This window comes from Hirschia sp. (assembly GCF_058892565.1).
The window spans coordinates 65,114-92,113 of record NZ_JBZXVU010000021.1; the positions used below are offsets into that span (position 1 = coordinate 65,114).

A 27,000-nucleotide genomic window follows, 5' to 3' on the forward strand; every position below is an offset into this window, starting at 1 on the left:
GCACTGACTCGTCTTATTCAAGCTTATGCTAGCGCGATGTTCACGCAGAAGCGAGAGTAAGGCTCACTTTTAGCCCCGGCGTCGGATACCCAGGAAGCCCCTCTGATAGTTCAAGTCGCCCTTGGTGCATTTCCGTGACAGCAGCCACCAGTGACAATCCAAGTCCAGATCCTGGCTCCGTGCGTGCCTCTTCCAATCTGAAAAATCGTTCTAATACTTTTTCTCTATTTTCTTCAGGAATACCCGGTCCACTATCAAGAACAGACAGCTCTACCTCTCCATTCCGTCTACGTCGAAGAACAAGCTTAACTGCACCGCCTGCTGGTGTATATTTCACAGCATTATCCATGAGGTTAAAAATAAGCTGCATGATCAGTGACTTATCAGCATGAAGCTCTAAATTCGATTTGATATCAGAACTAAAGGCTAGCTGGGCCTCTTCACACACAGCTTCGTAAATCTCAGCAACTTCGACAACTTGTTCACTTAGACTAAACCGATCAAACGTCCCTGATTGACCACCTTGAACCTTTGACAGCCGCAAAATCGCATTAAAGGTTTCTAGGACGCGGTCCACTTCCTCAATCGAATACTCAAGCGCACCTTCAAAATCTTGTCGATCTCCTGTTTGAGCTAGAGAAGATTCCAAATGGTTCCGCAAACGCGCCAATGGCGATCGTAAATCATGCGCAATCGCATCGCCCGAATACCGAGACGCAATCATCAGCCTTTCAAGTTTGGTCAACATCGCATTCAAACGCTCAGCCAACCTGTCGAACTCATCTCCAGACCCATAAACAGTTGCCCGGCGTGACAAATCACCAGCCATGACATCTTCAGTTGTACGCGCTAGCGATTCAACTCGCCGTGAGACGGATCGCGATACAATCACCCCTCCCACCATGGAAAGAACCAAACCAGCAATAGCTGCCGTCCACACCACATCTGTAATGCGTTTCACCATCTCCCCGCGTTCACCGATATCATATGCGACGAGCAAAACAGTATTGTCAGGAAATGTCTTTATGCGTCCTTCTGCTCTATTTCTTTGTACAACACCCGCGTAATTTCGAGAGTCATATGAAAATGGCACATACAGCTCACCCGCTAAAGGGGCTTCCGCCGGCAGGAAATCAAAATCACCAGCGATTTTCTCTCCATCCGGACCAACCAGAAGATATAAAAACGCCCCCCTAGAGGAAGACCTCTCCGATACTGACTGACTCAAACGAGAAAAACCGCCGCTTGTGTAAGCGGCGGTCAAAGCATTTATCTCGGAATTGAGGGCGTCAGTATCATCGCGCTCTAATCGTCCTGCCGTGGCTGAGAATAGATAAAGTAACAGCGCACCAGCAAAAAGAATAAATAACGCCGTATGCACCAAAGCCAACCGGAATGTTGTCGTCCGGGTGAACGCTGGTAGACGAGATAAATTCACAATCCCTAGGCCTGAAGTCTATACCCTGCACCACGCACTGTGTGCAAAAGCGCAACTTCAAAGTCCTTATCAATCTTGCTGCGCAAACGGGAAATATGCACATCAATCACATTTGTCTGCGGATCAAAATGATAATCCCAGACTTTCTCAAGCAGCATTGTTCTTGTAACCACTTGATCGGCATTTCTCATAAGAAATTCCAACAAACGGAACTCACGCGGCTGAAGGTCTATTTTGACCTCACCTCTAAAAACAGTGCGTGCTAGGAGATCCATGACCAGATCCCCTACTTGTAATTTTGTCGTAGGAGCTTCACTAGAAGCGCGTCTTCCAAGTGCTTCAACACGCGCAATTAATTCACTCGGCGCAAAAGGCTTACACAGATAATCATCGCCACCAGCTTTTAGACCTTCGACGCGATTTTCAACATCACCTAGAGCCGTTAGAAACAATGCCGGTGTGTTACCACCCGTATCACGATAGGTTGTTAACATCTCGATACCATTCATCTTTGGCATCATACGATCAACAACCATAGCATCGAATTCATCAGACTGAGCACGACTGAGACCAGCCTCGCCATCATTCTCAACGGCAACGTCGTGCCCAGCTTCGCTGAGCACTTTTCTGACGAAATCCGCTGCTTCTATATCATCTTCAATGACGAGTACGCGCAAAGCGAGCTCTCCCATTCTATAAATTACTTAAGGTCTTCAATTTCAACCGGTAGGAAAATAGTCGCGCGGCCTTTGCGAACAGCCACAAGAATATTCTTCTTACCTTCTTTTTTAGCATTTTTGATCACGCTAGCCAAATCATCCGCAGATTTCAACGTCGTGCCTTGAGCTTCGAGAAGAGCATCACCTTTTGCAATTCCAGCTTCTGCAAAGGCAGAATTACGGTTCAAATCAAGAACGAGAACACCATTTTCATTCTCTTTTAAACCAAATAATTCGAACTCTGGTTTGGATAATGGTTTGACAGTCAAACCATGGACCAACGCACCTTCAGGCGTTGCTTCGTCCTCTTTTTCACCTTCAGATTCTGAACCACCACGGTTGAACGCACTATCAACATCTGATGGACGAACACCAACTGTCACAGAGACTGTTTTCTCTTTACCATCTCTGATCAATTTGAATTCATTTTTACTTTCAGCGATTAACCCACCAACAAGACGGGTTAGCTCACGGCTATCTTTAACGGCGAGGCCGTTGACCGACAGGATTACATCACCACGCTCAATTCCGCCTTTTTCAGCGGGACTACCAACTTGAACGTCAGCAACAAGCGCGCCTTTTTCATTTTTCAAGCCTTGAGATTCGGCCATTTCTACAGTCATTGATTGGATAGAAACCCCCAACCAGCCGCGTGTAACCTTACCGTCTTTAATAAGTATGTCAGTGATCTCTTTTGCAACTGTCGATTCAATCGCAAAACCAATTCCAACACTACCGCCAGACGGTGAGTAAATCGCCGTATTCACACCAATCACTTTACCATAGAGGTCAAATGTCGGACCACCGGAGTTACCACGGTTAATTGATGCATCCACTTGGATGTAATTTGAATAGTTAGAACCATTCATTTCACGACTAATAGCAGATACGATACCCGCGGTCGCTGTTCCTCCAAGACCAAACGGGTTACCAACAGCGACAACCCAGTCGCCTACACGTGGAGGCGCACCAAGTTCAAACTCAACATATGGGTATTTCCCGCCTTCTTTGACCTTCAGCACGGCCAGATCGGTTAGCTCATCAAGACCGATAATCTCAGCTTCCAACTCATCACCATTGGACAATGTGATCGTCACTTCAGAAGCGTTTTCTACAACGTGATTATTGGTTACGATATACCCTGTATCCGAGATAAAAAATCCAGATCCAAGTGAACGTCCTTCGCGAGGTGCTGGACCTTCATCTTCTTCACTTTCGCCTTCTTCGCCCTCACCGCGTCCTTGACGATCCATAAAGTCATCAAAGCCTGGAATGTTGCGGAAACGCTCAAACAGCTCACCATATTGTTCTGGCGCTTCTATTTCTGTTGTCACTTGCACAGTCACAACGGCAGGATTCACTTTTTCAATCAGATCAGCAAAACTAAGTGGCGCGCCGACAGGCGCTTGAACAACGATTGGTTTTGCATCGGCAATTTTCGACCCAACCGGGGATAAAATAAGGCCACCAACTGCCGCGCTGCCTAGCAATGCCATGGCTAAAGACATTTTCAAAGTGCGGCTTTTTCCGGTCGTTTTCATCTGTATTCCTCTTTATTCACTTCAGAACATTCTAGATGTCGAATGTGTAATATATATCTTTGAGTAAAAAATTATGATCGCTTCATGTCGATTCTGTGGTATGAATAGAACTTACCCTATGTAAAGTACGGTGTACGGGACATTTATCCGCAATTTCCATCATTTTTGTACGCTGTTCAGCATTTAAATCACCTAAAATAGTAATTTCACGATTAAAAACATCCAAATCGCTAGAATCAACTTCATTTCGTGATTTTTCGTGTGTTACTGAGACAGAAACTTTATCAACTGGCCAGCCTTTTCTTTGAGCGTACATGCGCAATGTCATAGACGTACATGCCCCAAGCGCAGCATTCATATATTGATATGGTGTGGGACCAGCACCGTCTCCGCCCACATCAACAGGTTCATCTGCAACGCCGCGATAATCACCCGTCACCACCCAGTTCTCATAACTTCCACGTTGAGTTTCTTCAACAACGACTGGCTCATTCCCATTTACAGGTTCAACAGAAGCTTTGTCTTTTCTGGCAGCAATTGCGTAATGCGTCGCCCACGCGGCGATAACACCAGCCACATATTTAGCATCTTCACGATCTGTCAAAAGATGATCTGAATCATCCAGTGATACAAAACTTTTTGGATGCATAGCCGCCATAAAGATATCATTCGCATTTTCGATACCAACGGTCTGATCTATGGGAGAATGCATCACCAGTAACGGGCGTTTCATATTTCGAACAGATTCGATTACCCGTGCGTCTTCAACATCATCAAGAAACTGCTTTTTAATTTTAAAGGTACGGCCAGCTAATTGAACATCCGCTTCACCTTTGGTCTCAATTTCTGAAATCTGTGAACCAAAATTTTCAGTCACGTGCTTGGCGCAAGATGGTGCTGCAATAGATACAAATGCTTTGACCGTTGGCAACTTACTAGCCGCAGCAAGCACAGCCGCTCCACCAAGGGAATGCCCAATCGCCAGTGTAGGAGCCATGCCTTGTTCTTCCATCCACTGGGAAGCTGCCACAAGGTCATCAATATTTGAGGAGAAAGTAGTGTCTGAAAAATCACCTTCAGAAAACCCAAGTCCGGTAAAGTCAAACCGCAGCACACCAACACCTAACTGCACGAGCTGGCGGGCAATACGAGCTGTCGCAAATTGGTCTTTCGAGCAAGCAAAACAGTGTGCAAAAATAGCAAAGCCGCGCGGCGTTCCAGCTGGCAATTCAAACCTTGCAGCTAGCTTATGACCAAGCGAACCGGGTATTTGAACTTGTGATCTATGTGCCATTGTCTTTTTACTCCACTTTCAGCCCTAGCGTTACCATAAAGTGGTAGAGCAAAACAGTTTAACAAGGCCCGCTCTTATCAATCTAGAGTATCATTTTCGTGATCAGCCACCATGTCAGGCTTTAGTGGTGTCAGGTTGCGCTTTTTACGTGCACGTATTGCCATAAACAAAACACCCGCCCCCCAAGCAAGCAAGACAAACGGGAAAGCCCATAAGAATGCACCGCCGCCACTCGCTTTAGGACGAAAAAGCACAAACTCACCATAACGCTCAGAAAAATAAGACCGGACTTCAACATCACTCGCGCCGTCTTGGATCTGCTTCCTCACAAGATGGCGCATATCTCCCGCAATTTCAGAAGCAGACTGAGATATTGGCTCATTCTCACAGGATACACATCTGATTTCACGCATCAATAATTGGGCGCGGGCTTCAAGATCCGCATCCTGAAGCGGCGCATCTGAAAGCGCAGCAGCCAATACCAAAGCTAACATCATGATACAGCTGCCCCTTCTATACTCTTATCTGAAGCCGGCTCTTCTTTTGATGAAGTTGCATGTCGCTTCCCGCGTTGAGCGGCAAAAGCTAAAAAACCACCCAAAGCAATGAAACCGACACCGCCAAAAACAAAATCAATCATTGGGTTTATGGAAATACGAATTGTCCAACCATTTAATTCTCCCCGAACAGGATCACCCAACGCAACATATAAATCACCAACCAGAGATTTTCGGATAGCAACTTCCGTCGTGGGCATCCCAGATGCCGGATAATACCGTTTTTCCGGGTTTAATTCTGTTTCTCGCTTTCCATTCACTGCCAAGATAGACGCACGATCAGAATAGAAATTTGGCCCCTCAGAATTAACAACGCCGTTAAAAGTGAATGACCAATTGCCAAGCTCAACAACCTGTTCCTGAGTGACCGCAAATGTACGCTCTATTCGCCCATTTGTTTCAACAACGGCACCAATCACAAACAATCCAAGCCCAATGTGCGCAATCGTAAGTCCCCACACACCAAGCGGCAGCTTAAACACGCGCGTCAAACCACCAGCGCCAACACGTTTGATAAGATCTGTAATTGTTCCACCAATCAACCAAACACCAACAGCGACACCAAACACCGCCCAAAGCTTGCCTGAGAAAAACACAAATGCTGCCGCCCCAGCCGCAATAGCAATCGCGCCAGCCACGATTAAACGTTTCACAACAGGTGACATATCAGCCGCTCGCCACGTCATTGCCTGTGCAAATGGCGGCGCGAGAAACAGTATGCCCATTAAAGGTGCCAGCGTCAGATCAAAATAAGGTGTCCCAACAGATAATTTCTCACCCGTCACCACTTCCATCGCCAAAGGATAAAGCGTGCCCACAAGAACAGTCGCTGCAGCAACAGATAAAAACAAATTATTAAGAATAAGCGCGCCTTCGCGACTAACAGGATCAAACTCACTACCAGATTTCAATCCGGGACCACGCCAAGCAAAAAGTGAGAATGCAAAACCCGAAACCAATAACAAGCCAATTAGCAATAAACGACCACGCTCAGGGTCCAGCGCAAACGCATGCACCGAAGTCAACACGCCTGAACGCACCAAAAATGCCCCAAGAATTGATAGGCAGAATGTCAAAACTGACAAAAACACTGTCCACGATGCCATTGAACCACGCTTTTGCGTCACGATAATGGAGTGCACCAAAGCAGCCCCCACCAGCCAAGGCATAAGGGAAGCATTTTCAACAGGGTCCCAGAACCACCATCCACCCCAGCCAAGCTCATAATAAGCCCAGATCGCACCAAGCGAGATCCCAATCGTCAAGCCAGACCAAGCAAACAACGCCCATGGCCGTGCACGTTTCGCCCAGCTTGCGCCAACATCATTGAGCAATAGGCCTGCAGCAGCGAGCGAAAAGACAAAAGAAAAACCAACATACCCCAAATACAAAAATGGCGGGTGAAACGCCAAAGCAGGGTCTTGTAAAAGCGGGTTCAGGCCAGTTCCATCAAATGGTGCAGGATCTAAGCGCGTAAAAGGTGAAGATGCAAAAAGCAAATAAGTCAGCGACAAAAAGGATAATCCGCCCTGAACACCAATTGCTTTTGTCTTCAACGCACTTGGTTTCATCAAACCTACAGCTGCCGCCCCAAAGCCCAACATGATCATACACCATAAAAGCATTGATCCTTCATGATTTCCCCACGTTCCGGCGAATTTGTAGAAAGTAGGCTTTAAAGAATGCGAATGCTTGACCACAAGTTCTAGAGAAAAATCTGATCCCAAAAAAGCGCGAACTAACGTAAAAAATGCCACAACGCTTGCTGCCATTGCAACAAGTATCGACCGGTTAGTTTCTTGAGGTTTTCCCCAAACACCAAAGACTGCCGCCAATAATGACGCGCCCAGAGCAAGAAATAAACTGATATGACCAAACTCTATCATTAGACGCCTTCATCATTATATTGAGCTGCTTTCGCGGCGGCTTCACCACCAGCAGCTTTCAAAGCATCATACGCTTCTTTAGGCATGTAGCTTTCGTCATGGCGCGCGACTAGGCGTGTTGCCTGAAGACTACCATCAACCTGAATGATGCCTTCGGCGACAATTCCTTGTCCTTCTTCAAAAAGGTCTGGCGGCAAATCATCATACGCAACATTGACGCCGTATTCACCATCTGTGATTTCAAACTTTATCAATGTACCCGGGCCGCGTTCTATTGAATCAACCCCTACCAATCCACCAATGCGAACCCGCTCACCAACTGTCACAACATTACCAGTCACGATCTCTGTCGGCGTTCTAGAATAACTCGCATTGTCTCCAAGTGCAGACATCACAAGCGCAACTGCTCCAACCAACAGAACACCTGCTACACCGATCAACCATGCTCTTTGGGAACGCGCACGCATGAATTATCTTCCTCTATCCAAACCTTAGACATACCCACTTCTGATCAAAGGACTACATCAACTATATGTGATGACCAGCATCAGTCTTTTTCTGATGGATTGTCCTCGTTTTCAGAGGCCATATCATCCGTCATTTCTTCTTTTTGTCTGGCAACATTTGCCATTGCCTGCTGCAATAAATCTACTTGGGATTTAAGTTCCGTTGCTTCTGGCGAGCCTTCGGGCATCATGGATTGTGCTTGCGCCCACCAATCCCTCGCGCCTTCACGATCACCATCCAGCCAAAATCTCATACCCGGCATAAAGGCAGCTTTCACATCGGCCGTATTCGCTGAAAAAGCTGCGATATATATTTGCTGTGCTTGCTCCGTTACGCGCCCTCCCTGTTGAGCAACCAAAGCATCCGCCATAGGTGTCAGAACATCAACAAATTTAGGGTCTCGGCGTAGAGCTGATTGATAAGCAAGCAATGCCTCATCCGGTTTTCCCTGCTGCATAAGAATATCACCTATAAACTTATGAGATTGCGGATCTTCCGGGTCCACTTTGGCACGCTGTTGCAACAAAGCTATCCACTGATCACCCGAAATATCTTTGGGTTCCATTTTTCTCATTTCATCAAGTCGTTGATGCAATGGTCTGTCGCCAATGGAGGGAGATCCGATAAATCCATAACATGTCACAGCTATGGCCATAGCAATTAATACACCCGCTCGCATGCGCCATGTATTGCCGACCCAATACGCCAAGCCCAAACTAACAATTATTCCGATGAAGATGTGCAGCATACTCTAACTTTTCTATGTCGCAGCTGGCAAAATGAGATGCGCACGCAAACCACCAAAAGGGCTATTATCCAAAGCAAAAGAACCACCATACATTTCCGCTAATTCCTTCACGATAGACAGCCCTAATCCTGTTCCTGGTTCTGTTTCATCTAGTCTCTGTCCACGTTGCACGGCAATCTCTCGTTCTGCTGGCTTCAAACCAGGCCCATCATCATCAACAAAAACAATCAATTGGTCATTTTTTACGCGTATCGTCACGCGCATACGGCGCTTGCACCATTTGGCTGCATTTTCTAAAAGATTGCCAACAAGGTCATCTAAATCCTGACGTTCGCCTTTAAAAACAGCATCTTCATCAATATCAATTTCGACTGCCAAATTCTTGTCGCGATGAATACGTTCAAGCAAAATCGCAATATCTTCGACAGTCGGTTCTACTTCAGTTCTAGCTCCCAATACTTCTGCACGCGCCGCTGCTTGTGCGCGTTTCAAATAGTGATCAACATTCTGCCACATCGCTTTTGCATGCTGCTTAACCATCGCTGAATAGGCTTCATCACCACCTGTTTCATTCATCAATACAGCAATGGGATTTTTCAGGGCATGTGCCAAATTGCCCACATGTGTGCGCGCGCGGTCCACAACCTCCTGATTGTGATCGAGAACACGGTTCATATCCTCAACCAAAGGCTCGATCTCAGTGGAATATTCCCCGATTAGGCGCGTTTCTCTACCGTCTCGAATCGCATCAAGATTCTCACGTATCCGCCGCAGAGGGGCTAACCCGTGATGTATCAGAAAACCAATCGCAACCAGCATCCCAGACAACATCAATCCAACAACGGCAACCAAGCGGTGACGTAGCGCAGTTTCCGCACTAAGCGCTGCTTCGCTATTAATAGCCGCAAACAACGCAACCGGCGTTTCACGGTCTGGCAACAATACCGCCCTCAACGCCACGCGAATAGGTTTGTCGTCAGGATCAAGATCATTGTGATAAAAAACTTGCCCCAGATTTGTGTAAGCTTCCTCGATATGCGTCATATCAACCGGCAGTCCACCATCCCATATACTTCGAGATAAAACCGGTTCTTGAACGTTTAAATCCCGATCAAGATCAAGATATCCATAATACCACCCAGACAACACGCGTTGAAATCGTGGGTCATTCGGCAATAAATTCTGATCAAGCACAATCGTACCATCAGGATCAGAATTTAACGCATTTGTGAGTGTCTGAATGGTTGCTTCCAACTCACCATTTAAAAGTGCTTCTGTTTCCTTGCGATAACTACCGCCCAAAAACAATGTCGCCGATACGACGATCAAAACACTCATGATAAAAGTAAGCGTGACTAGTCTGCCAGCAATGGATGCCCATACCTTGCGATAAATAAAACGCAAACATTTCTTGAAACCTTGAGCCACAATTTTGCCAGCCAGACCGTTCTAGTTAAAAATCGCTATTTTAAAACGATTATTCATTTGCAGCTGGATCGACCAATCTATACCCAAGACCTCGTTCAGTCAGAATGCGATCAGATCCAATTTTTTTACGCAAACGCCCCACAAACACTTCGATTGTATTGGAATCACGGTCAAAATCTTGGTCATAAATGTGCTCCACAAGTTCCGTGCGTGGCACAACACGTCCTTGATAATGCATCATATAACTCAGCACACGATATTCATGTGCTGTTAGCTTGATAGGTTGGCCGCCAACAGTGGCCCTTGCCGAGCTCGTATCAACCCGCAAATCACCCAATTCTAAAGCCGAGCTTGCATGTCCAGCCGAGCGGCGCAGCAAAGCACGCAAACGTGCCAATAATTCTTCGGTAATGAATGGCTTGGTCAGATAATCATCTGCACCCGCATCAAATCCAGCAACTTTCTCGCTCCAGCGGTCTCGCGCCGTCAAGATAAGAACAGGCATGACCTTGCCTTCGGCACGCCATTTTTCGAGAACACGCACACCATCCATTTTGGGAAGTCCCAAATCCAGAATGACAGCATCATATGGCTCAGTTTCGCCGAGATAGTGACCATCTTCACCGTCGACAGCCAGATCGACAGCGTATCCAGCTTCCGATAATGATGTTTTCAACTGACGTCCCAAATCTGGGTCATCCTCAACGACTAAAAGGCGCATATTTTATTCTCCGCGTATGTGCAGGATTTTGCCTGATAAAGCATCTACTTTGATGAGTAGACGTTTTCCATCGCCATCCATCCAAGTCACTTTATAATGATACCCGCCATCATCCTGAGAGTACATAGCAGCATCAATCAATTGCCCGTTATACCTATCTCTTAATTGACGACTTATCTTAGCAAAAGGAACAGTCCGTCCAGATTGCGCAGCATTACGCGCTTCTGTCTGAGGAACAAGCGAATCGCCAGCCCAAGCCTGAGCTTGAGCAGGCGATATAACAACTGCCATTATCGTGGCGAAAAAGGAAAAAAAGCGCATCATGCGAACAATGATTAACCTGTTCGCGCTGAACACTATCTGAACGAAATTCATATGCTAGCCACGACCTATCTTGCTGCCTAAAATGAAGAATGTCGCAAGTAAAACACCAAGTTATGAACTAATCCCTGACGTTTTTATCCCGACCGCGCCAAGTTTTCAAAAAATCTTTTAAATCAGCATCTGGTTTATCTGGTAAAGTAACCAGTAAACGGACCAATAAATCACCCGGTTTATCTTTGCTTTGCACGCCTTTACCTTTCAGGCGCAGAACATTACCACTATTTGCTCCAGCTGCGATGTTCAAAGATACTTCGCCCGATGGCGTCGGCACCTTAACGCGTGCACCTTCAACCGCTTCAGCAAGTGAAATTCTCAGATCCATTCTAACATTCTTGCCTGAACGTTCATAATCTGGATGACTACGAACGCCAATTTCAACTAGAGCGTCTCCGGGGTTCATTCCCCCTGCACCGGGCTCACCTTGAGACTTTAATCGAAGCGTCTGACCAGGTTCAACACCAGCTGGAATATTCACATTCAATGAACGCCCATCTGCCATGCTCACGCGTTTACGCGCACCATTTATGGCATCTAGGAAGTCAATCTCAAGTTTATAGCGAACATCGGCACCCTTGGATGCGCCATAGCCAAATCCACCACCGGGAGCAGCGCCACGCGCTCGGCCACCTTGTCCAAACATGCCGCCAAACAGATCTTCAAACACATCTGCACCTGCACGTCCGCCACCTGAATGCGTCCCAGAAAAACCATTAAATCCATCAGCACCCGGACGACCAGAAAATCCTTGCGGACCTGCACCGCCCCCATATCCACCTCTAAATTGAGGCGCTTTCTCATTTCCGTCAGCATCAATCGCGCCGCGATCATATAGCGCTCTTTTATCGGGGTCAGATAATAAAGAAAAAGCTGCACTCACCCGCTTAAAACGCGCCTCCGCAGGCGCATCATTAGGCCGCACATCAGGGTGCAACTCTTTTGCAAGCTTGCGGTAAGCAGATTTTATTTCTTTATCAGTCGCACTCTTGGCAACGCCCAATGCGGCATACGGATCCCAGCTCAACGTCAAATTCCTTTACTTATACTCATAGAAGGAATTAGACGCGAAAACACAAAAATGGAAGCAATTCTATTTAAATTTCAATAGAAGTTGTTGCTGGATACCCATAAAGGCCGTCAATTCCCATTTGTCTGACTTCAATATAGATTATCCCTTTTTCAGGGAAATCAATATCTATCAGATCATTCGTGTATAAAAATTGTGTATCATCCAGTTTCCATTCACGAACAGCACTTTCATCGTGATAAACAGTCACTTGAAAATCTAAATCAGCCTCCAGCGGCACGTCCGCTTGCCCCCAGACGTCCCCATCACTGCGCGCTCTTCGCGTCCAAGACAAACTTATCCCTTCCTCTCCAAGCAAAGCTCTCAAATGACATGGCCGCCATTGGGTAAATGTTTTTTTCTGCCAGATAAACCCACCATCAACAGGCTCATCAGACAAAATACTCACACCATTCGCTCTCCACAAAATTTCCAGACCATTCTCATTATTTTTCAAATCCAAACGTGTTTCTCGTCCATCCAGAAAAATAATGTGACCATTGGACTTTATCCCGCCAATTTGCTCAGAATCACTTCCTTGTTGCCCACGCAACAATCGACTGATTCTGTATGTTCGCTCTGAAATTAGCTCTGCATTTTGAAACTGGATCAATTCCCATCCGTCTTCACATTCGATAAATGCAGCGTTGGCTCCATTTAAAACACCAAGGCGCGAAGCGTTTTCTAAAACGCCCCAATCCAATTTCAAATCAACAGATTGATCTAACCACCGCCCAGATGGACCGGCAGGCACAGATGATAAGATCCGTCCCATTATGCTAGGGTAAGATAATGTTGCGCGTTCACTGAATAAATCCCCCTCGGCCCCAACTTCGATGGCGATATCACCTCCCCAAGGTGTTGCACACGCAAACACGAATGGCCGCGCATCATTTTCCTGATCAGGCAAGGGCGGACCATCCACAATCACGATTTTAGGGCGCATTTTAAAAGCGGCTACTTTACCAACAATAGGTTGAGACCCTGCAAGGTTTTTCATTGGCTGCACAGAATGCTGAAGCAATTGCAAAGACAGCTGATCACCCATGACAGTTTTTTCAACGGTCCACATCTCTGCATCATTGGTAAAATGCAGTATATCGCCAGCTTCAATGTTGGCGAAACGCAAACTTGTCGACACCTGAGCCGATTTATTCGAAGCTACCAATTTTTGATTTAAATTGCTGACCAACCGACCGGCCATTCCATCATCAAGCACGAGCGCCAAAGATACATCTTTGATGTCATCGCCTGAAACAATTTCAGATTCAGATATTGCAATCGCAGGCATATAATCATTTGCTGCATCAATATATTTAAGACGCAGATTTATGGCCTCAGCTTCCATCGCTTTGCGCCGCCGCTCAAAAAGACCATCAGCAGTCTGAAATTCATCCAATTCCACCTGCCACTCATGCCGCTCACCATTGTCAAACTTCAGAAGATTATCACCATGCTTGCAGCGCAAACCAAAAGCCGTTTTCATCGGCTCAAGACTATCGCGAATACTCAACGCATTATCGAGCTTATATCCACTCACCAACCCGACTAACCCGCTCGTATCAACATCAACATCCACGATTGATGTCAGATCATCAACAACATCCTTTAGCAAAGCCAGACCAACGCGCCCGTTCAGCCAATGGCCCACATTCCAGTTTGCACCATCTCCCCACACATCATCGCGTTGAGGCCAAGCAGGAAAAGGCCGCGCATCCCATGCCCAAATCGATACGCCATACTCATCCAACATGTCATCGCCGCGCCAATAATTACAAAACGCCTCAATAGCCGTACGCTGCACCACATCATCGCGCGCGCCCGAAGAATAATGCGGCAAGGCATTCTCTGAGCTTTTCGGGTCATAAAAAACATTTGGTTGATTTGGGCCCATATCCACCGCCGAACACCCAAATTCCACAAACCTTATTGGTTTGCTAGCAGGCAACCATGGAGTAGGTTGTGCAGCTTTCACTCCATCTATTCGTGGATAATGCGCGTTTGCCTGCCAACCTCGAATATCTTTCTGACGATAAGTCCAATGCTCGCCATATCCGCCATCAAATATTGGCGTTCTTATTTGATCCGCGCGATCTTCATCATTGGCATAATACCAATCATAGGCTTCACCGCCTTCTATATTGGCCGCAAGATAGGCAGGATCATGTATAGATTTCCACCCTGCCTCATTATCTGCGTGTCCTGAAGTTGGCCGCCAGTCTGCCATTGGCGGATACCAGTCCACACCGATGAAATCGATATCCTCACTCGCCCATAAAGCATCCAATGGAAAGTCGGTATCGTTCAAACCATCAGGCGGCACATAAGCGCCATATTCGGTCCAGTCCGCAGCGTAGGATAGCTTACACAAACCACCCACAATCGCGCGCACTTCTGCTGCCAATTGCACCATATGCCCCGCCATAGGATACACTCCTCGCGCCGAGCGTATCCGCGACAAGCCAATCATCTCCGAACCGATCAAAAATGCATGCACACCACCCGCACGTCGCACAAGGTCTGCGTAATGAAGAATGAACCGGCGATATCGCCAATCCTCAGCTCCCACATAGCCGCTTTGAGTATAATCAACCGCCGATGCTTGCCCAAAGAAAGCATCCACTTGCGTCGCTGCCTGCGCCGTCATATCCGCGCCATTAGAACATGTGATACGTCCCCGCCACGGAAACGCAGCTTGCTCCATGCTCCCATATGGATCAGCCAAACCATTCCCCGCCGGTATATCCATAAACAAAAACGGATACAGCGTCACAGCAATCCCTCTATCTTTTAGCGCAGCTATCGCTTGCAACACCGACGCATCATCGGGCGTGCCTCCATAATTGGACCATCCTTCACCATCCTGACTAATCAGATAGGCCGTCCCGCGATGCATGCCCGCCACATGCCATTGCATCGGGGCCGTTTCCTTTTCACGTATCTCGACACCGGGTCGGATTGTGCATTGGCCACATCGCAAATCATCACCAAACCACCCCACAATCAAATTGACATGTTTCAGATTTGGCAGGTCAGCAATGGCTTGTTCTAAGGACGCGATAAAATTTGCCTCGCCGCTTCCATTATGCATGTTTTCTGGCGTCTCTTCACCTTCACCAATCACTCGCCGCACGATCTGGCTTGCATACACAAACTCACCCGATCCCGGTATAAGATTGACCGATGTGATCGCATCTTCCATGCGTGCGATCTCATCCTCGCGGCGATCAGCACTTCGCATCACTTCAAATGAAAGCTGCGGCATACGCATGCCGTAGGCATCCAAAGGCAAGTCTTCAAATACAATATAAGCCAAGCCGCGATAGGCCGGTGCCACGCCTTCCACCGCTTCAATCAAAGCATCAGGCATTTGATCCAAACTGCCCGTATACAATCGCCAATTTATTTGAGAGAGATCCATCTCCTCGCCATTGGCCCATATGCGAGACACACGGGAGACTTCCCCTTCACATAGCCCCACAGCAAAGCTCAGAGAATAGGTATAACTTGTCTGGCTTGGCCCGCCCTTACCCCCTTGCTTTTGCGTGTGCTCTTTAAACCGCGCCGCCCATATAACATTGCCGCCCAACCGCATACGTCCAAACACGCGTGGAATGCCTGCACCTTCTCGGCTTTCAGTGACATGCACATCATTGATACGCGGACCTTCCAGCCTCGGTGCAAAAATATAAGAATCGACCGCAGCCCCTGCCACCGCCCCAACAAATTGACCAATCGCAGCACCCGAGACTTGCTGCCCAAACACGGACACGCCATTGGGCAATAATGCCGAGCCAACGCTTTGGCCCAGTGTTGAAAAAACGAGCTGAGCCATAAGGGCACTGCCTTTCTATTTTCGTGATTAGAAATTTGGAAATTGAAATGCCGCTGCAATACGGCGCGACCACCACGGCCCTAAATGCGTTTCAACAACGCTGCGCCCCCAATAGGCATGAATGATATTTGTGGCTTTGCCTTGCGAGACTTTGCTAACAATCGCCAGATGTTTCACCGGTGCGCCCAGCCCCATACGAAAAGCCAAAACATCACCAATCTGCGCACCTCCAATCGGTATTTCGATCAAGTGCCGACGTGCGGCTTCCAGCAAGATTTCTTCTTGCAAATCTTCAGCCCAATTTGGCGTATAAGGCGGAGCCAATTCAGGTTCATCCCCAATCAATGCACGCCACACACCGCGCACCAATCCAAGGCAATCACATCCAGCATGGAGACAGCTTGCCTGATGCTGATAAGGCGTTCCAATCCATTTTCGCGCCTCTGCCACAATCAATGATGCATTTGCCATTAGCGAGCACCACCATCATTGATGCCATTCGCCGACGGTCCCGAAATGACCGCATCCATTCCCGGCAAATGCGGAAAACCTTGAAAATTGACTTGATTGGAAAACTTAGACTGACATGTCTCAAACGTTTTATCGCAAACGGCATCCGCATGAATGCCGCTAAGATCCACACCGCATCTCACACTCCCCAAAGCCGCATCGCATTGCCCTGCATAGATGCGCCCGATACGTCGCTCAAGCTGTGCTTTCAAACACACGAGTTCGACATGAAATGCCTGCGCACCATGTGTGATCTCACCAAGATAACCAGACCAGACATGCATTTTCAGTTCTGGCATTTCCCAATCCACACGCCATACCGAAACAGACGCACCATCCCATAGCCCATTGGCCAAATCCGCTTGTGTTAGAAAATTGGCCGATAGCGCCCCATCACCTGAAACATAGCCAGGCGACAACTCGCTAGTATTGACGAAATTAACGCCGCTCAAAGCGCGATCTGGGTGATATTCAACGCCATCAATTTCCAGCAAACGATCATGATCACTCGCCCCAAAGACAGCGCCATCCTTTCGTTTAAATCTCCAACATAGACATGTTTTTGCAGCGCCGGTTTCAAGCCGGACGGCATATTCTTCATCTGTAATTTTCATGTATTTTTCTTCTAATCGATCAATTCGATAATCGGCGCAGACACCACGCGCCCAGCATTTAGATGATCTAGCGAGACAGCTAAAATATCTGTGTCAAAGCGCGCATGTAGATCAAATTCAAAACCTGCTGTGATGACGGTTTCATTGGTTGGCGCGGTATCAAAAACTAACGCTTTTTCATCAGAATCAAAATGCCAACCGTCACTTATTTCTACCCCATCAAAACTCACGCGTATCGAAGATAAGACAGGCTTAAAGATAGACCTAGAAATGCTTTCACCACCGCTGTCATAGGTCTTAAGCAAGACAAACCGCGTTTGCGCCCCATCACCCACAGCAATTATTTGATCCAGTGGTGATACGTCTTCGCCCAATGCACATGATTTCCAATCTGTGATATCGCGAAACCGGAAAGAATGCAGCTTCCCGCGCCTTGCTTCAAAAAACGCCGTCAGCGCTTCCAAATCCTCATGCGATTGGATGGCCCCGCCAACATCCCAGCGCCGCCGGCTTCCAGCCCACAATCCATTTCTAAATTCTTTGCCCGATGCCAATTGGGTAACCTGTGTTTTCCATTCAGGACCACCGGCAGCACCCAATGCAAATTTCATTGGCAGGCTAACATCATGAAATCCACTCATGAAAAACGGCTCCCTTGCTGCACCAGCCCCGTCAACGCCTGTGCCAACTGGCTAGACGTTGCCCCAGATGATGAACCAACGCTTTGCTGTCCAATATTTTGCGTCTGAAGGCCCGCCAACACCTGCTTGAGCACCAGTTTGGCCATATCCAGCGCCAACCGTTCCGCCATATCCTTAAACTCAACTTCCCCCTGCGCCATGGCTCGCCGAATTTCAGTGCTCATTCTTGCGCTTGCGCTATTTATAATTTCATCAATATCACTTTGAACGCGCAATCTTTGATCTTCATCCATCCTAAATTACCTCCAGTGCAATTTCGCCAGCTGATTTTAGAATGATTGAAAAATCCAATTCTCCATCATGCTGGCCGCCATAATTGAGTTCGCTAATAAGAAATGCGCCGCGAATGATCGCAAAATCAGGAATAACTAACTCAAAATCCGGTGTTTCTAAGTCAAAGAAAGCAGCACTTAATCTCGCATCAGAGGCTGCATCCACAAACACACCTTCACCCGAAACATCCATTGATTTTTGACCGGCTCCCGCCATCAACTCGCGCCAGCCTGATGGCGATTCGGCATGCGTTGAATCAATGCCCGGTGCGCGAAACCTAAATTGCCGTTTGCGAAGCCCCGCCAAAGTCTCGTAACTTTGGTCAGTATTATCCTTTCGGACGCGCAAAAGCACATCGCGCCCTTTATGAGCTGCCATATTCTGGTCTCCATTTTTGCTAATTTTCGGAATAAAACCACTATGTGACCTTTGAGGAACTTTCGCACCGCAACATTTCAGGTTACGCTTCAAAAAAACGAATAAGTGAGGAACCCCAAAATGAGCACAAACGAATTCAACTACACAATCTACATTGATGCTCCGCCGCAAAAAGTGTGGGATACGATCACAGAGCATGAAGGCCCACGTGATTGGTGGTCAGATACGCACATGCTCTCTACATTTAAATCAGGCTCAACCATCGTCTTTAGACGCGGTGAGAATGATGATGTTCAAGGAGAAGTCCTAGAATCCGAAGCGCCTCACAAACTCATCCACACATTCCGCGTTGGCGGTTTTGGGCCCATGTATCATGAAGGTGTTTCACTTGTGACCTTCCAGATAGAAACCAATGGACCTTCCACAATGCTCACTGTGAAACATCAAGGTTTCCCCGATAATTCTGCTGTTCTCAAAGGTGTCTCCAAAGGCTGGCCAGCTATCTTGTCATCGATGAAATCATATATCGAAACCGGTAAAGCCCTGCGCTATGCTGATTGGGGTGACCGCATCGAACAATCAAAAGTTCAAGACGATAGACCTGCAAACAAAGACAATTTCCAAGTTATCTAAGTCTAGTTAATCCAAGGGTGTTGTGCGTGCCTTGATGCGCACAACACTTTTAAACGTTTGCTGATCTCGCAGCATTAGCGAATCTGAAAACGCCACATAACACCACACCAGATTATGCCCCTGCAAAACCAGCGCAGCATCATCAAGTATGCTCTGCACAAGGCTCACTGCATCCCGCGCACCAGCGCGACCACCCCAACGCGTCATCACCTGCAAATCAATCACATGGTCCTGAATACTAACCCCAGACGCATTAGCAGGGCGCACCTCATGCTGCCCAATCACCAGATATGGATAAGCTGGTTTTGCCCCGCCCAAATCACCCAAAATACGCGGCTTTGAACCAAAAACGTCCTGTATCTGCGAATGTTCTTTTAGCGCAGCCAACACAGCATCCTGCAATGCCCGCTCTGCGCCCGTCAACAAAGATGAGCTCATAACGAAACCCTCCGCCACGGCGCAAGCAAGACCGCCACATCTTGGGATAAGTCCGCACCGCTTTCCCCGCGCGCATAGCTTTCCGCCACCAGCAATTTGACCGCCAATTTCAGATCCGCCGGCACATCGCTATCATTGGGTCCAAAGCCCGCTTTCAGCGTGATCTCAATCCCCGTTTTAGCAAAAGGCAGTATCGCCCCGCGAAACTTCAAAATGTCCGGCTTTGCCTTTTGCAGAACAAATCGCTCTGTATGATCCACACCATCCACCATCACACTCTCAATGCTGGAAACCGGACCGATAGGCAAAACCAACTTATGAGTATCGCGGATATTAAGCGGCCAACACGGCACGCTTAGCTTCACAGTCCTCTCAACAAGGCACAGCCCCGTTTCTGCCTCCACGCGCGCACGCGCCGAAGCAATCAGGGCGGATACAGATGCATCCTCTCCCTCATAATCAATCCGCAAAAAAGCCTTCGCCGCAGACAAAGCCACGGGTTCGCTCGCAGGCGGAAGCTGCGTCGTTATATGCATTGGAATAACCCTATTTTCTGTTAGAATTTAAAAGACAGGCATAAGAATGCCCTTCGGCATTGCGCCTCAGGAGGCCCGATTGTTATGATTTCAACATTAAGCCCATTCACACTTTTCCTCGCCAAAGCGTTCGGCGCATATATGCTACTCGCTGGCTTATCTTTTTTCACATCCAAAGACCGATGGATAAAATTGTTGGATGATCTGCAAGCCAATACAGCACTCGTTTATGTCACAGGCGTGCTCGTTTTTGCGCTAGGCTGCGGCCTCGTCTACAGCCATAATATCTGGGTAGACCCGCTTGCCATCATCATCTCGATCATCGCATGGGCTGCGTTGGTCGAAGGCGCACTCTTCATCGCTATTCCAGAAATTTTCTTGAAATATTCAATCTCATTGCTACGCCCCGCGACCTACACACCCTTCGCCATTTTCGCGATACTCGCTGGCCTTGCATTGCTGATTTGCGGCTTTACCGGTGTCGCTGGCACTTTGCCGTCAGCTTGATTTAGACAAGAAAAAACCCGCCTGATCGGGCGGGTTAAAACATCAATTTTTGCGCTGCGTGAGACATCTCTCGCGGCGTTATTTTTGCTCGCCAGGATGCTTATCAATCACCAAAGCCAGCACACCAATGGATAGGATCATGCCTAGTATGACGAAAACATATGTTTGAAATTCCATACTCAACTCTCCTCTTCCACACGTCCAATTAAAACATAGCTCAATATCAAGAATACAAATCCAATAGCTCCCACGACAATAGCACTATTACCGTCAAATTTCGAGTTCTTTTGCGCAACATCAAATATCGTCCCAGCGATACTACCAATGGCTGAAGCATTGAGAAAGTTGCAAACAATCATACGCTGTTCATTGCGGCCTTTCGCCGTAACACTGACAGCAAGGTCTCGCAGCATGCTCAATCGCTGCGCTATCCACTTCATAATTTCCATCAACATCCCCCAACATCAACTGACCTGAAGAGCTTACCACACAATCAGAACAAATCAAGAACAAAACTTACACAAACCTTCAGCTAAATGAATTTAGAAACCTCAATCCACGTCCCCCAGAGAGTCATTGAAAATAAGCATGCATTCTTCACAAAAGGAAACTGCTTATGCTCAACCAACTTCTAAAATTCAAAATCTGGCTAGTGCAATACCGCCCTCCAGCATGGCTAATCGAAGTGATTATAATATCGTTTTCGCAACAAGGCTAATTCTCGCCCTCAATCACCCCCACGCATTTTGTGGGGGTGATGAGCGGCTAAGCTAACCTAAAACGTCATCACTTTGATCGCGTCAAAATTCTGTACGCCGCCGCCAACACGTTTGGTCGTATAGAACAACACATAAGGCTTGGCAGAATAAGGGTCACGCAGCACACGCGCGCCCTGACGATCGACAATAAGATAACCTTTGCGGAAATCCCCAAAAGCAATTGCCGCATTGCCTTCGCCAATATCAGGCATGTCCTCAATTTCGGTCACGGGATACCCCATCACACTCGCAGGCTCACCGCCCATTGCCGGACGCCATGCATATTGCCCATTGCTATCCTTTAGCTTGCGCAAGGCCGATAGCGTGCGCCTATTCATCACAAACCGCCCATTGGCGCGATATTGCGCTTTGGGTGCGTAGATAAGATCAATCAAAGCATCGGCCGGCATGGTGCTGGCAAACCCGCCCGTGCCACCCGACGCCACCGATCCAATCTCACCCCAAACATGGGACGCATTATCGCTGATCGTATAATCGAGAAAACCCTTGGGTTTATTGCTCCCATCACCGGTGACAAAGGCAGCACTTTCCTGCGCTGAAAACGCACCCTCCACCTCATCTGCCAGCCATTCATCAATGTCGGCATAGGCATCATCCAGCAGGCTTTGCGTCGCTGCTGGCATGGCGTAAAGCTCCGCTGCTGGAAACTCCAGCAAGTCCAGCGATGGCGCGGTTGTTTCAGCGCGTGCACCCGTCTCGCTCACCCACGCACCTTGCGCCCCAAGCCCCACAGGTTTCTTAAACACCATCGCCGATGTTTGGCGCACAGATGCGATCTGACGCATAGGGCTAGCAGCCGTTAAGCGTGCTTCAATCAAGCGGTCCAGCTCGGCGGGTGCCACATAGCCCCCTTGCGCATCTGTGGCCTGCGTTAAGGCTTTTGTATCAAGGCGCGCAAGGCCTGAATCATCGCCCGAACGTAGGTAACCATCCCATGCAGATTTATGCTCTGTATGAAGGCGAGAATCTTGTCCGCCCACATTCGGACGCGCACCTTCCAGCGCCATACGGTCAAGGCGATTTTGTTGCTTCTCAAGCGCGCTTTCAATACGCCCCAATTTTTCGTCAAAGAGAGGGTCTGCGACGCCGCGTTTTTCAATCTCTGTAAGGCGTGCATCATTTGTCTCCTTCAGCGCCTCAAAGGCTGTCATTATCTGCGCAGAAACCGCGCGCAATTCCTCGTTTGCACCTGCATTCGCAGCTGCACCCATTTTTGTTTCCAATGTCATTAATTACCCTTCACATGGTAGATTTGGGCAAGGCAGGTTTTGGTTATCCCAAAATGCGCCAATACCCAGTTATTGGCTTGCAGGAATCACCCGCAAAACCATGAAATACGCATCCGATAAGAAGCGTTTCCATATTCTTATAAATTATACGGCTGATTCAATAGTTTAGCTATCTTCACGCGGCAGAAAACGCTCACCAAAAGCAAGGCCGCCTGCGATAACGCCAAACCCAACAATAAGCAGCATCAACGCCCAGAAAATCTTACCTAGAATAGACAGGAATACCCATGCCGCCACCAAAGCGATAGCACCCATATAGCATTGCTTTTTTGTCAGTGAGATTTTGCTTTTTCCAAACTGAATAACAATGCGGTTTTTCCCTTTAGGAAACACCCGCAAGATACGCCGCCTTAATAGGTATAAAACAATGCCCGCTAGCATCAGAAAAAACATCAGTTTCAGGTCCACACCCATAAACTGAAGCACCAGCAATCCCAGCAAAGCAGCAGGCAAAACCACGCGCCAATTCTCGATCAGAAACGACCCGTAAAATTGCTTTTTCCTGGCTGGCATTCGCACATATCCATTATGGTTAATCCATCCAGCCTAACTCTCACATTTTGACTTATCCATCAACCTTGCAAGACTATTTGCCGTGGCGTGAATACAGCCAGAATATAGTGAGCAGCATAAGCGGTATCACAACCAATAAAACTGATGAGATCATTGCATTCTCTCCCTTTCATCGGCGCGTAAAGTTAACACCTCCGCACCTGTTTTTGTCACAGCAATTGTGTGTTCAAATTGGGCAGATAGCTTTCTGTCATTTGTGACAACTGTCCATCCATCATCCAAGGTCGAGACCAGACGCGTGCCCAAATTGACCATAGGCTCCACCGTGAAAACCATGCCTTCACGCAGTTTCAATCCGGTGCCGCGTCGACCAAAATTCAGCACTTGTGGCTCTTCATGCATTTCTCTGCCAATGCCATGTCCGCAATAATCACGCACAACCGAACAACCGTTTTTCTTAGCGTGGTTGGAAATTGCAAAACCAACATCTCCCAGAGTGGCTCCGGGACGCACAGCCTCAATACCCTTCCACATTGCCGCTTGCGCAATCCGCACCAAACGCCGCGCCGCAGACGAAGCATTTCCGATCACATAAGTTTTGCTTGAATCTGCAATGAAACCATTTTTCTCTAGCGTGATATCCAGATTGATAATGTCGCCATCTTTGATGATTTCATTCTCGCTGGGCACACCGTGACACACGACATGATTGATCGAGCAATTGAGCACATATTTAAACCCATATTGCCCCTTGCTCGCCGGACGCGCCTGCAATTCATCTGTGATAAAACGCTCCACAAGATCATTAATCTGCATGGTCGACATGCCAATCATATCTATCTCATCCAGCATCTTAAAAACCGACGCCAGCAGTTTTCCTGAGATACGCATCAAGGCCAATTCGTCAGGTGTTTTCACCATCTCAGGCAAGCTCGATTTCTGGCAATGGTATTTGAACGGCTTCCATCTGCATTTTCACAATATCATTAAACGTCATGGTTGGATTAGCTTCTGCAAGCATCCCCATCTTCATCCAAAATTCCGCCTGCGCATTGATAGAACGACACATCACACTGCTGGCTTTGCGCACGTCCTCGTGCAGCTCTTCATCTATTTTCACAATGCCCATCTGCGTCTCCTAAAACCGATGAATATACGAAACATATATGATATGTATATATTTCGTCAATCACGCTTAAGCTGCAATCGAAACAGATTTTCCAACCACACCAAATCTTGCCTTGGGTGCCATTGGTGTTGTCACCAAAGACACTTCACGCAAATCAACCTTATTGAGATAACGCCCAACACCCACATTTGGTTTCCAATCTCCGGCAATAAAACCAATCGACAACCCATCCAATAATTTATTGCTCATCAATTTCAGCGCGATTTTGCCCGCCGGCAGAGATGGATCAATCAGGCCGCGCATAAACAATCCCTTGCCGTCCTCGCGCATACGAATCCAGCGCCCCGCAATCTTGCCGCCCTTATGCTGCAGCAGCATGGGTATATTGGTTTTTAGTCCAGAGAGTGACCGTGCAAACGCACCCGCACGCACAATATCTCCGGCAAGATCTGGTTCGCCAAATATGCTGGCATAGCCTTCAATCAGTATCTCCTCATTCATGCGCGCTTACCTTTGCTTCAATCCGGTCAAGCTGACGCCGCGCCGCACTCATCTCTGCTTCCAAACGCGCAAGCCGCTCCGCCACAGGGCGCTGCTCAATGAGCTGCCCTTCAACCGATTTAAGCCGCTGCGCTGCCGCCCCTGTCCACATCAAAGCCGCCACCAATTGCAGCCCTATCGTCACAATCACACCAAGGGTGAGTTTACGATCAAAGCTCATGCCTCACCCCGCTTTGTTACAGGCGGTAATCCGGCAAGCTCGCGCTTCTCATCGTCGCTGATATAGCTTGCATTCTCCAGCCGTGCCCACAGCGCATCTCGCTCGGATGTCAGGGCAGTGATGCTCTCAAGGTCAGGACGCAGCTCTATGCGCCCCTGCGAGCGCAAAGACAGCCAGTTAGACAAGCTTCGCCCTGCCTTCTCCACCAATGGCAACACGGTTAAGCGCCAGAAAGCCATATTGGCTTCCTTATAGTTGGAATAGGTGTTGTCGCCAGGAATACCCAGCATCATGGGCGGCACACCAAAGGCCAAGGCAATCTCCCGCGCTGCATCATGGCGCGCAGCGATAAAGTCCATATCCGCAGGCGTCAGGCTCATGGGTTTCCAATCCAAACCACCCTCAAGCAGCATAGGTCGCCCTGCATTGCTCGCCCCCGTATGCAATTCCTCAAGCTCTTGTTTCAGCCGTGAAAATTGCTCAGGCGTCATACGATCCCCGCCCTTACCATATACCAAAGCACCCGATGGCCGCGCCGAATTATCAATCAACGCTTTGGCCCACGCCGCCCCCGCATTATGCACATCCACCGCCTTGCCAGCTGCTTCCAATGGCGCAAGCCCGTCATGATCATGCAGAGGGTGAAACAGCTTAAAGTGCAGCACAGGCGACCAACCATCCGCCTCGCGCATAAAACGCTTACCCATACGGTCCACTTTGTAATTCCACCCAAGCGGCCAACCATGCGCGCCAATAATCGGCGTCACCCGATCAGGCCGCAGCGTATATATCTGACGCGGCAATTGCGGATCGGGTCCATCATCGAGCACCACACCATGCAGATAGGCATTGCCATTGGTTTGCAGATGGCCGTAAAACGCTTCCATCAACTCAATACCCGATTGTTCAGGATTTGGATTATCCAGCAGAGCAAGCGCATCCTCGCCGCCCTCACTTGCCTTCCAGCGCACGCCTGCCGCCGCTTCGGCAATCAAGCGCACACAGCGATATCCGATGGCATTATTGACCATGCCTTCACGCGCCAACGAGATTTTATCCCGCGTCCAGCGCGCCGTGCCCAGTTGCGATAAGGCAACAAAAGGCACGCCCGAAGCTTTCGCCTCACGCGTTTTAAATGGAAACATAGAATTTTCCTTTGATTAGATTTTTAAGATTTTAGGTCTTTGGGAAATGGCAAAGGGACCCTATTGCCCCACAAGAAGCTGATATCAACAGCCACACCAATACTAAACCCACCTCACTCTAGGCGGCAAATTCACTTTCTCCAACATCAAGACCGTCACCGCCCAAACAAGTGCATCCACGCGGTCAGGAGAGCCGCTGGCGGCGTCTGATCCAAAGATGCACATCTGATCTTCAAGCGCGGGGAAACTGCCCCCATGCATCACCTTGCCTTGCGCATAGAGCGCCGCCACTGGCGATGCCCTTGCCGCTTTGCTCAAGCGCGCATGAACAAGACGCACAGGCGAAACACAGCCTGCCATCTCCAACACATCGCGCACCATTTCACCGCCCTGATTAGCTTCCGCCACAATCTCGGCATTTCCATATTCAGCCGCCAAACCCGATGCGCGCGCTGCCCAATCCAATGGCCTTAGCCCCTGCACAGATGCATCCGCGATAATAACTGATTTTCCATCTTGTCTCAGCCCCGCCGCGATTATCCCGCAAGTATCAGCATTCACACCTTTGCTAATAGGTGGATCAATTGCCACCACAATCCGTTGAAATTCATGCTTTGCGTTAATGGTACGGTTAGTTTCTATTTGCGAGCGCAGCCATAAAGCCCCTTTGGGATCATCAATCAGTTCGCCGTCAATCTCTTGCCGGCCCAGCC

The 27,000-nt window shown here is 48.3% G+C and carries 31 protein-coding genes; 2 read left to right on the plus strand and 29 right to left on the minus strand.

Annotation, left to right across the window (positions count from 1 at the left end; all coding sequences use genetic code 11):
- Nucleotides 1-40 precede the first annotated feature (40 nt).
- The 18 genes from AC5EF3_RS09065 to AC5EF3_RS09150 all read right to left on the minus strand — a co-directional run bounded on the left by AC5EF3_RS09065 (nucleotide 41) and on the right by AC5EF3_RS09150 (nucleotide 18,597).
- The gene (locus tag AC5EF3_RS09065; RefSeq protein ID WP_015827121.1) at nucleotides 41-1,438 is read right to left on the minus strand and encodes a sensor histidine kinase; all 1,398 of its coding nucleotides are present in this window, start codon (nucleotides 1,436-1,438) and stop codon (nucleotides 41-43) included.
- 5 nt (nucleotides 1,439-1,443) lie between these two features.
- Entirely contained in the window at nucleotides 1,444-2,115 is a 672-nt protein-coding gene (locus tag AC5EF3_RS09070) for a response regulator transcription factor (RefSeq protein WP_015827120.1), read from the minus strand.
- 23 nt (nucleotides 2,116-2,138) lie between these two features.
- On the minus strand, nucleotides 2,139-3,698 hold the full coding sequence (locus AC5EF3_RS09075; RefSeq protein WP_493547812.1) for a Do family serine endopeptidase: 1,560 nt from the start codon (nucleotides 3,696-3,698) through the stop codon (nucleotides 2,139-2,141).
- Nucleotides 3,699-3,780: 82 nt separating this feature from the next.
- The gene (locus tag AC5EF3_RS09080; protein ID WP_015827118.1) at nucleotides 3,781-4,992 is read right to left on the minus strand and encodes a bifunctional alpha/beta hydrolase/OsmC family protein; all 1,212 of its coding nucleotides are present in this window, start codon (nucleotides 4,990-4,992) and stop codon (nucleotides 3,781-3,783) included.
- Between the two features lie 77 nt (nucleotides 4,993-5,069).
- On the minus strand, nucleotides 5,070-5,489 hold the full coding sequence (locus AC5EF3_RS09085) for a cytochrome c-type biogenesis protein (RefSeq protein ID WP_493547813.1): 420 nt from the start codon (nucleotides 5,487-5,489) through the stop codon (nucleotides 5,070-5,072).
- Nucleotides 5,486-7,435 carry a heme lyase CcmF/NrfE family subunit gene (locus tag AC5EF3_RS09090; RefSeq protein WP_493547814.1) on the minus strand — a complete coding sequence of 650 codons (1,950 nt, stop codon included), beginning with the start codon at nucleotides 7,433-7,435 and terminating at the stop codon, nucleotides 5,486-5,488. The genes AC5EF3_RS09085 and AC5EF3_RS09090 overlap by 4 nt, the downstream gene beginning before the upstream one ends.
- Nucleotides 7,435-7,902 carry a cytochrome c maturation protein CcmE gene (locus AC5EF3_RS09095; RefSeq protein ID WP_015827115.1) on the minus strand — a complete coding sequence of 156 codons (468 nt, stop codon included), beginning with the start codon at nucleotides 7,900-7,902 and terminating at the stop codon, nucleotides 7,435-7,437. The genes AC5EF3_RS09090 and AC5EF3_RS09095 overlap by 1 nt, the downstream gene beginning before the upstream one ends.
- Before the next feature lie 80 nt (nucleotides 7,903-7,982).
- A complete protein-coding gene (locus AC5EF3_RS09100) occupies nucleotides 7,983-8,690 on the minus strand; it encodes a tetratricopeptide repeat protein (protein WP_493547815.1) in 708 nt (235 codons plus the stop codon).
- A gap of 12 nt (nucleotides 8,691-8,702) precedes the next feature.
- A complete protein-coding gene (locus AC5EF3_RS09105; RefSeq protein ID WP_149037490.1) occupies nucleotides 8,703-10,028 on the minus strand; it encodes a sensor histidine kinase in 1,326 nt (441 codons plus the stop codon).
- Nucleotides 10,029-10,167: 139 nt separating this feature from the next.
- On the minus strand, nucleotides 10,168-10,839 hold the full coding sequence (locus AC5EF3_RS09110) for a response regulator transcription factor (protein WP_015827112.1): 672 nt from the start codon (nucleotides 10,837-10,839) through the stop codon (nucleotides 10,168-10,170).
- 3 nt (nucleotides 10,840-10,842) lie between these two features.
- Nucleotides 10,843-11,130, minus strand: coding sequence for a PepSY domain-containing protein (locus AC5EF3_RS09115; protein ID WP_493547816.1), 288 nt, complete (start codon nucleotides 11,128-11,130; stop codon nucleotides 10,843-10,845).
- Between the two features lie 151 nt (nucleotides 11,131-11,281).
- Complete coding sequence (locus tag AC5EF3_RS09120) at nucleotides 11,282-12,244, minus strand: DnaJ C-terminal domain-containing protein (RefSeq protein WP_015827110.1); 963 nt, start codon at nucleotides 12,242-12,244, stop codon at nucleotides 11,282-11,284.
- A 70-nt stretch (nucleotides 12,245-12,314) separates the two neighbouring features.
- On the minus strand, nucleotides 12,315-16,121 hold the full coding sequence (locus AC5EF3_RS09125; RefSeq protein WP_493547817.1) for a baseplate multidomain protein megatron: 3,807 nt from the start codon (nucleotides 16,119-16,121) through the stop codon (nucleotides 12,315-12,317).
- A gap of 27 nt (nucleotides 16,122-16,148) precedes the next feature.
- On the minus strand, nucleotides 16,149-16,592 hold the full coding sequence (locus AC5EF3_RS09130) for a C40 family peptidase (RefSeq protein WP_493547818.1): 444 nt from the start codon (nucleotides 16,590-16,592) through the stop codon (nucleotides 16,149-16,151).
- Complete coding sequence (locus tag AC5EF3_RS09135; RefSeq protein WP_493547819.1) at nucleotides 16,592-17,245, minus strand: phage/gene transfer agent baseplate hub protein; 654 nt, start codon at nucleotides 17,243-17,245, stop codon at nucleotides 16,592-16,594. Before AC5EF3_RS09135 ends, AC5EF3_RS09130 begins: the two co-directional genes overlap by 1 nt.
- Nucleotides 17,246-17,256: 11 nt before the next feature.
- Entirely contained in the window at nucleotides 17,257-17,886 is a 630-nt protein-coding gene (locus AC5EF3_RS09140) for a phage distal tail protein, Rcc01695 family (RefSeq protein WP_493547820.1), read from the minus strand.
- Nucleotides 17,883-18,179: a phage tail tape measure C-terminal domain-containing protein gene (locus AC5EF3_RS09145; RefSeq protein WP_493547821.1), complete on the minus strand. Its 297-nt coding sequence runs from the start codon at nucleotides 18,177-18,179 to the stop codon at nucleotides 17,883-17,885. Before AC5EF3_RS09145 ends, AC5EF3_RS09140 begins: the two co-directional genes overlap by 4 nt.
- A 1-nt stretch (nucleotide 18,180) precedes the next feature.
- The gene (locus AC5EF3_RS09150; RefSeq protein ID WP_493547822.1) at nucleotides 18,181-18,597 is read right to left on the minus strand and encodes a phage major tail protein, TP901-1 family; all 417 of its coding nucleotides are present in this window, start codon (nucleotides 18,595-18,597) and stop codon (nucleotides 18,181-18,183) included.
- A 120-nt stretch (nucleotides 18,598-18,717) separates the two neighbouring features.
- Between AC5EF3_RS09150 and AC5EF3_RS09155 the strand changes: the two genes are divergently transcribed.
- On the plus strand, nucleotides 18,718-19,230 hold the full coding sequence (locus AC5EF3_RS09155) for an SRPBCC family protein (protein ID WP_015827103.1): 513 nt from the start codon (nucleotides 18,718-18,720) through the stop codon (nucleotides 19,228-19,230).
- 6 nt (nucleotides 19,231-19,236) lie between these two features.
- Here the strand turns inward: AC5EF3_RS09155 and AC5EF3_RS09160 are convergent, their stop codons facing one another.
- Nucleotides 19,237-19,668, minus strand: coding sequence for a DUF3168 domain-containing protein (locus AC5EF3_RS09160; protein ID WP_493547823.1), 432 nt, complete (start codon nucleotides 19,666-19,668; stop codon nucleotides 19,237-19,239).
- Nucleotides 19,665-20,204: a head-tail connector protein gene (locus AC5EF3_RS09165; RefSeq protein ID WP_493547824.1), complete on the minus strand. Its 540-nt coding sequence runs from the start codon at nucleotides 20,202-20,204 to the stop codon at nucleotides 19,665-19,667. The genes AC5EF3_RS09160 and AC5EF3_RS09165 overlap by 4 nt, the downstream gene beginning before the upstream one ends.
- Nucleotides 20,205-20,288: 84 nt before the next feature.
- Between AC5EF3_RS09165 and AC5EF3_RS09170 the strand changes: the two genes are divergently transcribed.
- The gene (locus AC5EF3_RS09170) at nucleotides 20,289-20,711 is read left to right on the plus strand and encodes a DUF2065 domain-containing protein (RefSeq protein WP_493547825.1); all 423 of its coding nucleotides are present in this window, start codon (nucleotides 20,289-20,291) and stop codon (nucleotides 20,709-20,711) included.
- Between the two features lie 179 nt (nucleotides 20,712-20,890).
- Here AC5EF3_RS09170 and AC5EF3_RS09175 read toward each other — a convergent pair whose 3' ends face one another.
- From AC5EF3_RS09175 to AC5EF3_RS09215, 9 genes are all read right to left on the minus strand, one after another.
- Entirely contained in the window at nucleotides 20,891-21,160 is a 270-nt protein-coding gene (locus AC5EF3_RS09175; RefSeq protein ID WP_493547826.1) for a hypothetical protein, read from the minus strand.
- A gap of 326 nt (nucleotides 21,161-21,486) precedes the next feature.
- The gene (locus AC5EF3_RS09180) at nucleotides 21,487-22,719 is read right to left on the minus strand and encodes a phage major capsid protein (protein WP_493547827.1); all 1,233 of its coding nucleotides are present in this window, start codon (nucleotides 22,717-22,719) and stop codon (nucleotides 21,487-21,489) included.
- Nucleotides 22,720-22,884: 165 nt separating this feature from the next.
- Nucleotides 22,885-23,292, minus strand: coding sequence for a hypothetical protein (locus AC5EF3_RS09185; RefSeq protein ID WP_015827096.1), 408 nt, complete (start codon nucleotides 23,290-23,292; stop codon nucleotides 22,885-22,887).
- A 150-nt stretch (nucleotides 23,293-23,442) separates the two neighbouring features.
- Nucleotides 23,443-24,213 carry a type I methionyl aminopeptidase gene (gene map, locus AC5EF3_RS09190; protein WP_493547828.1) on the minus strand — a complete coding sequence of 257 codons (771 nt, stop codon included), beginning with the start codon at nucleotides 24,211-24,213 and terminating at the stop codon, nucleotides 23,443-23,445.
- A 1-nt stretch (nucleotide 24,214) separates the two neighbouring features.
- Nucleotides 24,215-24,421 carry a ParD-like family protein gene (locus AC5EF3_RS09195; RefSeq protein ID WP_493547829.1) on the minus strand — a complete coding sequence of 69 codons (207 nt, stop codon included), beginning with the start codon at nucleotides 24,419-24,421 and terminating at the stop codon, nucleotides 24,215-24,217.
- Between the two features lie 66 nt (nucleotides 24,422-24,487).
- The gene (locus AC5EF3_RS09200; RefSeq protein WP_493547830.1) at nucleotides 24,488-24,922 is read right to left on the minus strand and encodes an HK97 family phage prohead protease; all 435 of its coding nucleotides are present in this window, start codon (nucleotides 24,920-24,922) and stop codon (nucleotides 24,488-24,490) included.
- Nucleotides 24,915-25,142, minus strand: a complete 228-nt coding sequence (locus AC5EF3_RS09205) for a hypothetical protein (RefSeq protein ID WP_015827092.1) — start codon at nucleotides 25,140-25,142, stop codon at nucleotides 24,915-24,917. The genes AC5EF3_RS09200 and AC5EF3_RS09205 overlap by 8 nt, the downstream gene beginning before the upstream one ends.
- On the minus strand, nucleotides 25,139-26,287 hold the full coding sequence (locus tag AC5EF3_RS09210) for a phage portal protein (protein ID WP_493547831.1): 1,149 nt from the start codon (nucleotides 26,285-26,287) through the stop codon (nucleotides 25,139-25,141). Before AC5EF3_RS09210 ends, AC5EF3_RS09205 begins: the two co-directional genes overlap by 4 nt.
- A gap of 102 nt (nucleotides 26,288-26,389) precedes the next feature.
- The coding region (locus tag AC5EF3_RS09215) for a phage terminase large subunit family protein (RefSeq protein WP_493547832.1) at nucleotides 26,390-27,000 on the minus strand (611 nt) is incomplete at its 5' end.

Bases quoted from the DNA above. Each gene is read 5' to 3' on its own strand.
- AC5EF3_RS09150 (WP_493547822.1), bottom strand. From the start codon at position 18,597: ATGGCAGCTCATAAAGGGCGCGATGTGCTTTTGCGCGTCCGAAAGGAT.
- AC5EF3_RS09165 (WP_493547824.1), bottom strand. From the start codon at position 20,204: ATGCATATAACGACGCAGCTTCCGCCTGCGAGCGAACCCGTGGCTTTG.
- AC5EF3_RS09175 (WP_493547826.1), bottom strand. From the start codon at position 21,160: ATGGAAATTATGAAGTGGATAGCGCAGCGATTGAGCATGCTGCGAGAC.
- AC5EF3_RS09210 (WP_493547831.1), bottom strand. From the start codon at position 26,287: ATGTTTCCATTTAAAACGCGTGAGGCGAAAGCTTCGGGCGTGCCTTTT.
- AC5EF3_RS09100 (WP_493547815.1), bottom strand. From the start codon at position 8,690: ATGCTGCACATCTTCATCGGAATAATTGTTAGTTTGGGCTTGGCGTAT.
- AC5EF3_RS09090 (WP_493547814.1), bottom strand. From the start codon at position 7,435: ATGATAGAGTTTGGTCATATCAGTTTATTTCTTGCTCTGGGCGCGTCA.
- AC5EF3_RS09200 (WP_493547830.1), bottom strand. From the start codon at position 24,922: ATGAATGAGGAGATACTGATTGAAGGCTATGCCAGCATATTTGGCGAA.
- AC5EF3_RS09135 (WP_493547819.1), bottom strand. From the start codon at position 17,245: ATGAAAATTACAGATGAAGAATATGCCGTCCGGCTTGAAACCGGCGCT.
- AC5EF3_RS09115 (WP_493547816.1), bottom strand. From the start codon at position 11,130: ATGGCAGTTGTTATATCGCCTGCTCAAGCTCAGGCTTGGGCTGGCGAT.
- AC5EF3_RS09195 (WP_493547829.1), bottom strand. From the start codon at position 24,421: ATGGGCATTGTGAAAATAGATGAAGAGCTGCACGAGGACGTGCGCAAA.
- AC5EF3_RS09140 (WP_493547820.1), bottom strand. From the start codon at position 17,886: ATGAGTGGATTTCATGATGTTAGCCTGCCAATGAAATTTGCATTGGGT.
- AC5EF3_RS09170 (WP_493547825.1), top strand. From the start codon at position 20,289: ATGATTTCAACATTAAGCCCATTCACACTTTTCCTCGCCAAAGCGTTC.
- AC5EF3_RS09145 (WP_493547821.1), bottom strand. From the start codon at position 18,179: ATGGATGAAGATCAAAGATTGCGCGTTCAAAGTGATATTGATGAAATT.
- AC5EF3_RS09105 (WP_149037490.1), bottom strand. From the start codon at position 10,028: ATGAGTGTTTTGATCGTCGTATCGGCGACATTGTTTTTGGGCGGTAGT.
- AC5EF3_RS09080 (WP_015827118.1), bottom strand. From the start codon at position 4,992: ATGGCACATAGATCACAAGTTCAAATACCCGGTTCGCTTGGTCATAAG.
- map (WP_493547828.1), bottom strand. From the start codon at position 24,213: ATGGTGAAAACACCTGACGAATTGGCCTTGATGCGTATCTCAGGAAAA.
- AC5EF3_RS09095 (WP_015827115.1), bottom strand. From the start codon at position 7,902: ATGCGTGCGCGTTCCCAAAGAGCATGGTTGATCGGTGTAGCAGGTGTT.
- AC5EF3_RS09205 (WP_015827092.1), bottom strand. From the start codon at position 25,142: ATGAGCTTTGATCGTAAACTCACCCTTGGTGTGATTGTGACGATAGGG.
- AC5EF3_RS09085 (WP_493547813.1), bottom strand. From the start codon at position 5,489: ATGATGTTAGCTTTGGTATTGGCTGCTGCGCTTTCAGATGCGCCGCTT.
- AC5EF3_RS09160 (WP_493547823.1), bottom strand. From the start codon at position 19,668: ATGAGCTCATCTTTGTTGACGGGCGCAGAGCGGGCATTGCAGGATGCT.
- AC5EF3_RS09130 (WP_493547818.1), bottom strand. From the start codon at position 16,592: ATGGCAAATGCATCATTGATTGTGGCAGAGGCGCGAAAATGGATTGGA.
- AC5EF3_RS09125 (WP_493547817.1), bottom strand. From the start codon at position 16,121: ATGGCTCAGCTCGTTTTTTCAACACTGGGCCAAAGCGTTGGCTCGGCA.
- AC5EF3_RS09155 (WP_015827103.1), top strand. From the start codon at position 18,718: ATGAGCACAAACGAATTCAACTACACAATCTACATTGATGCTCCGCCG.
- AC5EF3_RS09185 (WP_015827096.1), bottom strand. From the start codon at position 23,292: ATGCCAGCCAGGAAAAAGCAATTTTACGGGTCGTTTCTGATCGAGAAT.
- AC5EF3_RS09180 (WP_493547827.1), bottom strand. From the start codon at position 22,719: ATGACATTGGAAACAAAAATGGGTGCAGCTGCGAATGCAGGTGCAAAC.
- AC5EF3_RS09110 (WP_015827112.1), bottom strand. From the start codon at position 10,839: ATGCGCCTTTTAGTCGTTGAGGATGACCCAGATTTGGGACGTCAGTTG.
- AC5EF3_RS09075 (WP_493547812.1), bottom strand. From the start codon at position 3,698: ATGAAAACGACCGGAAAAAGCCGCACTTTGAAAATGTCTTTAGCCATG.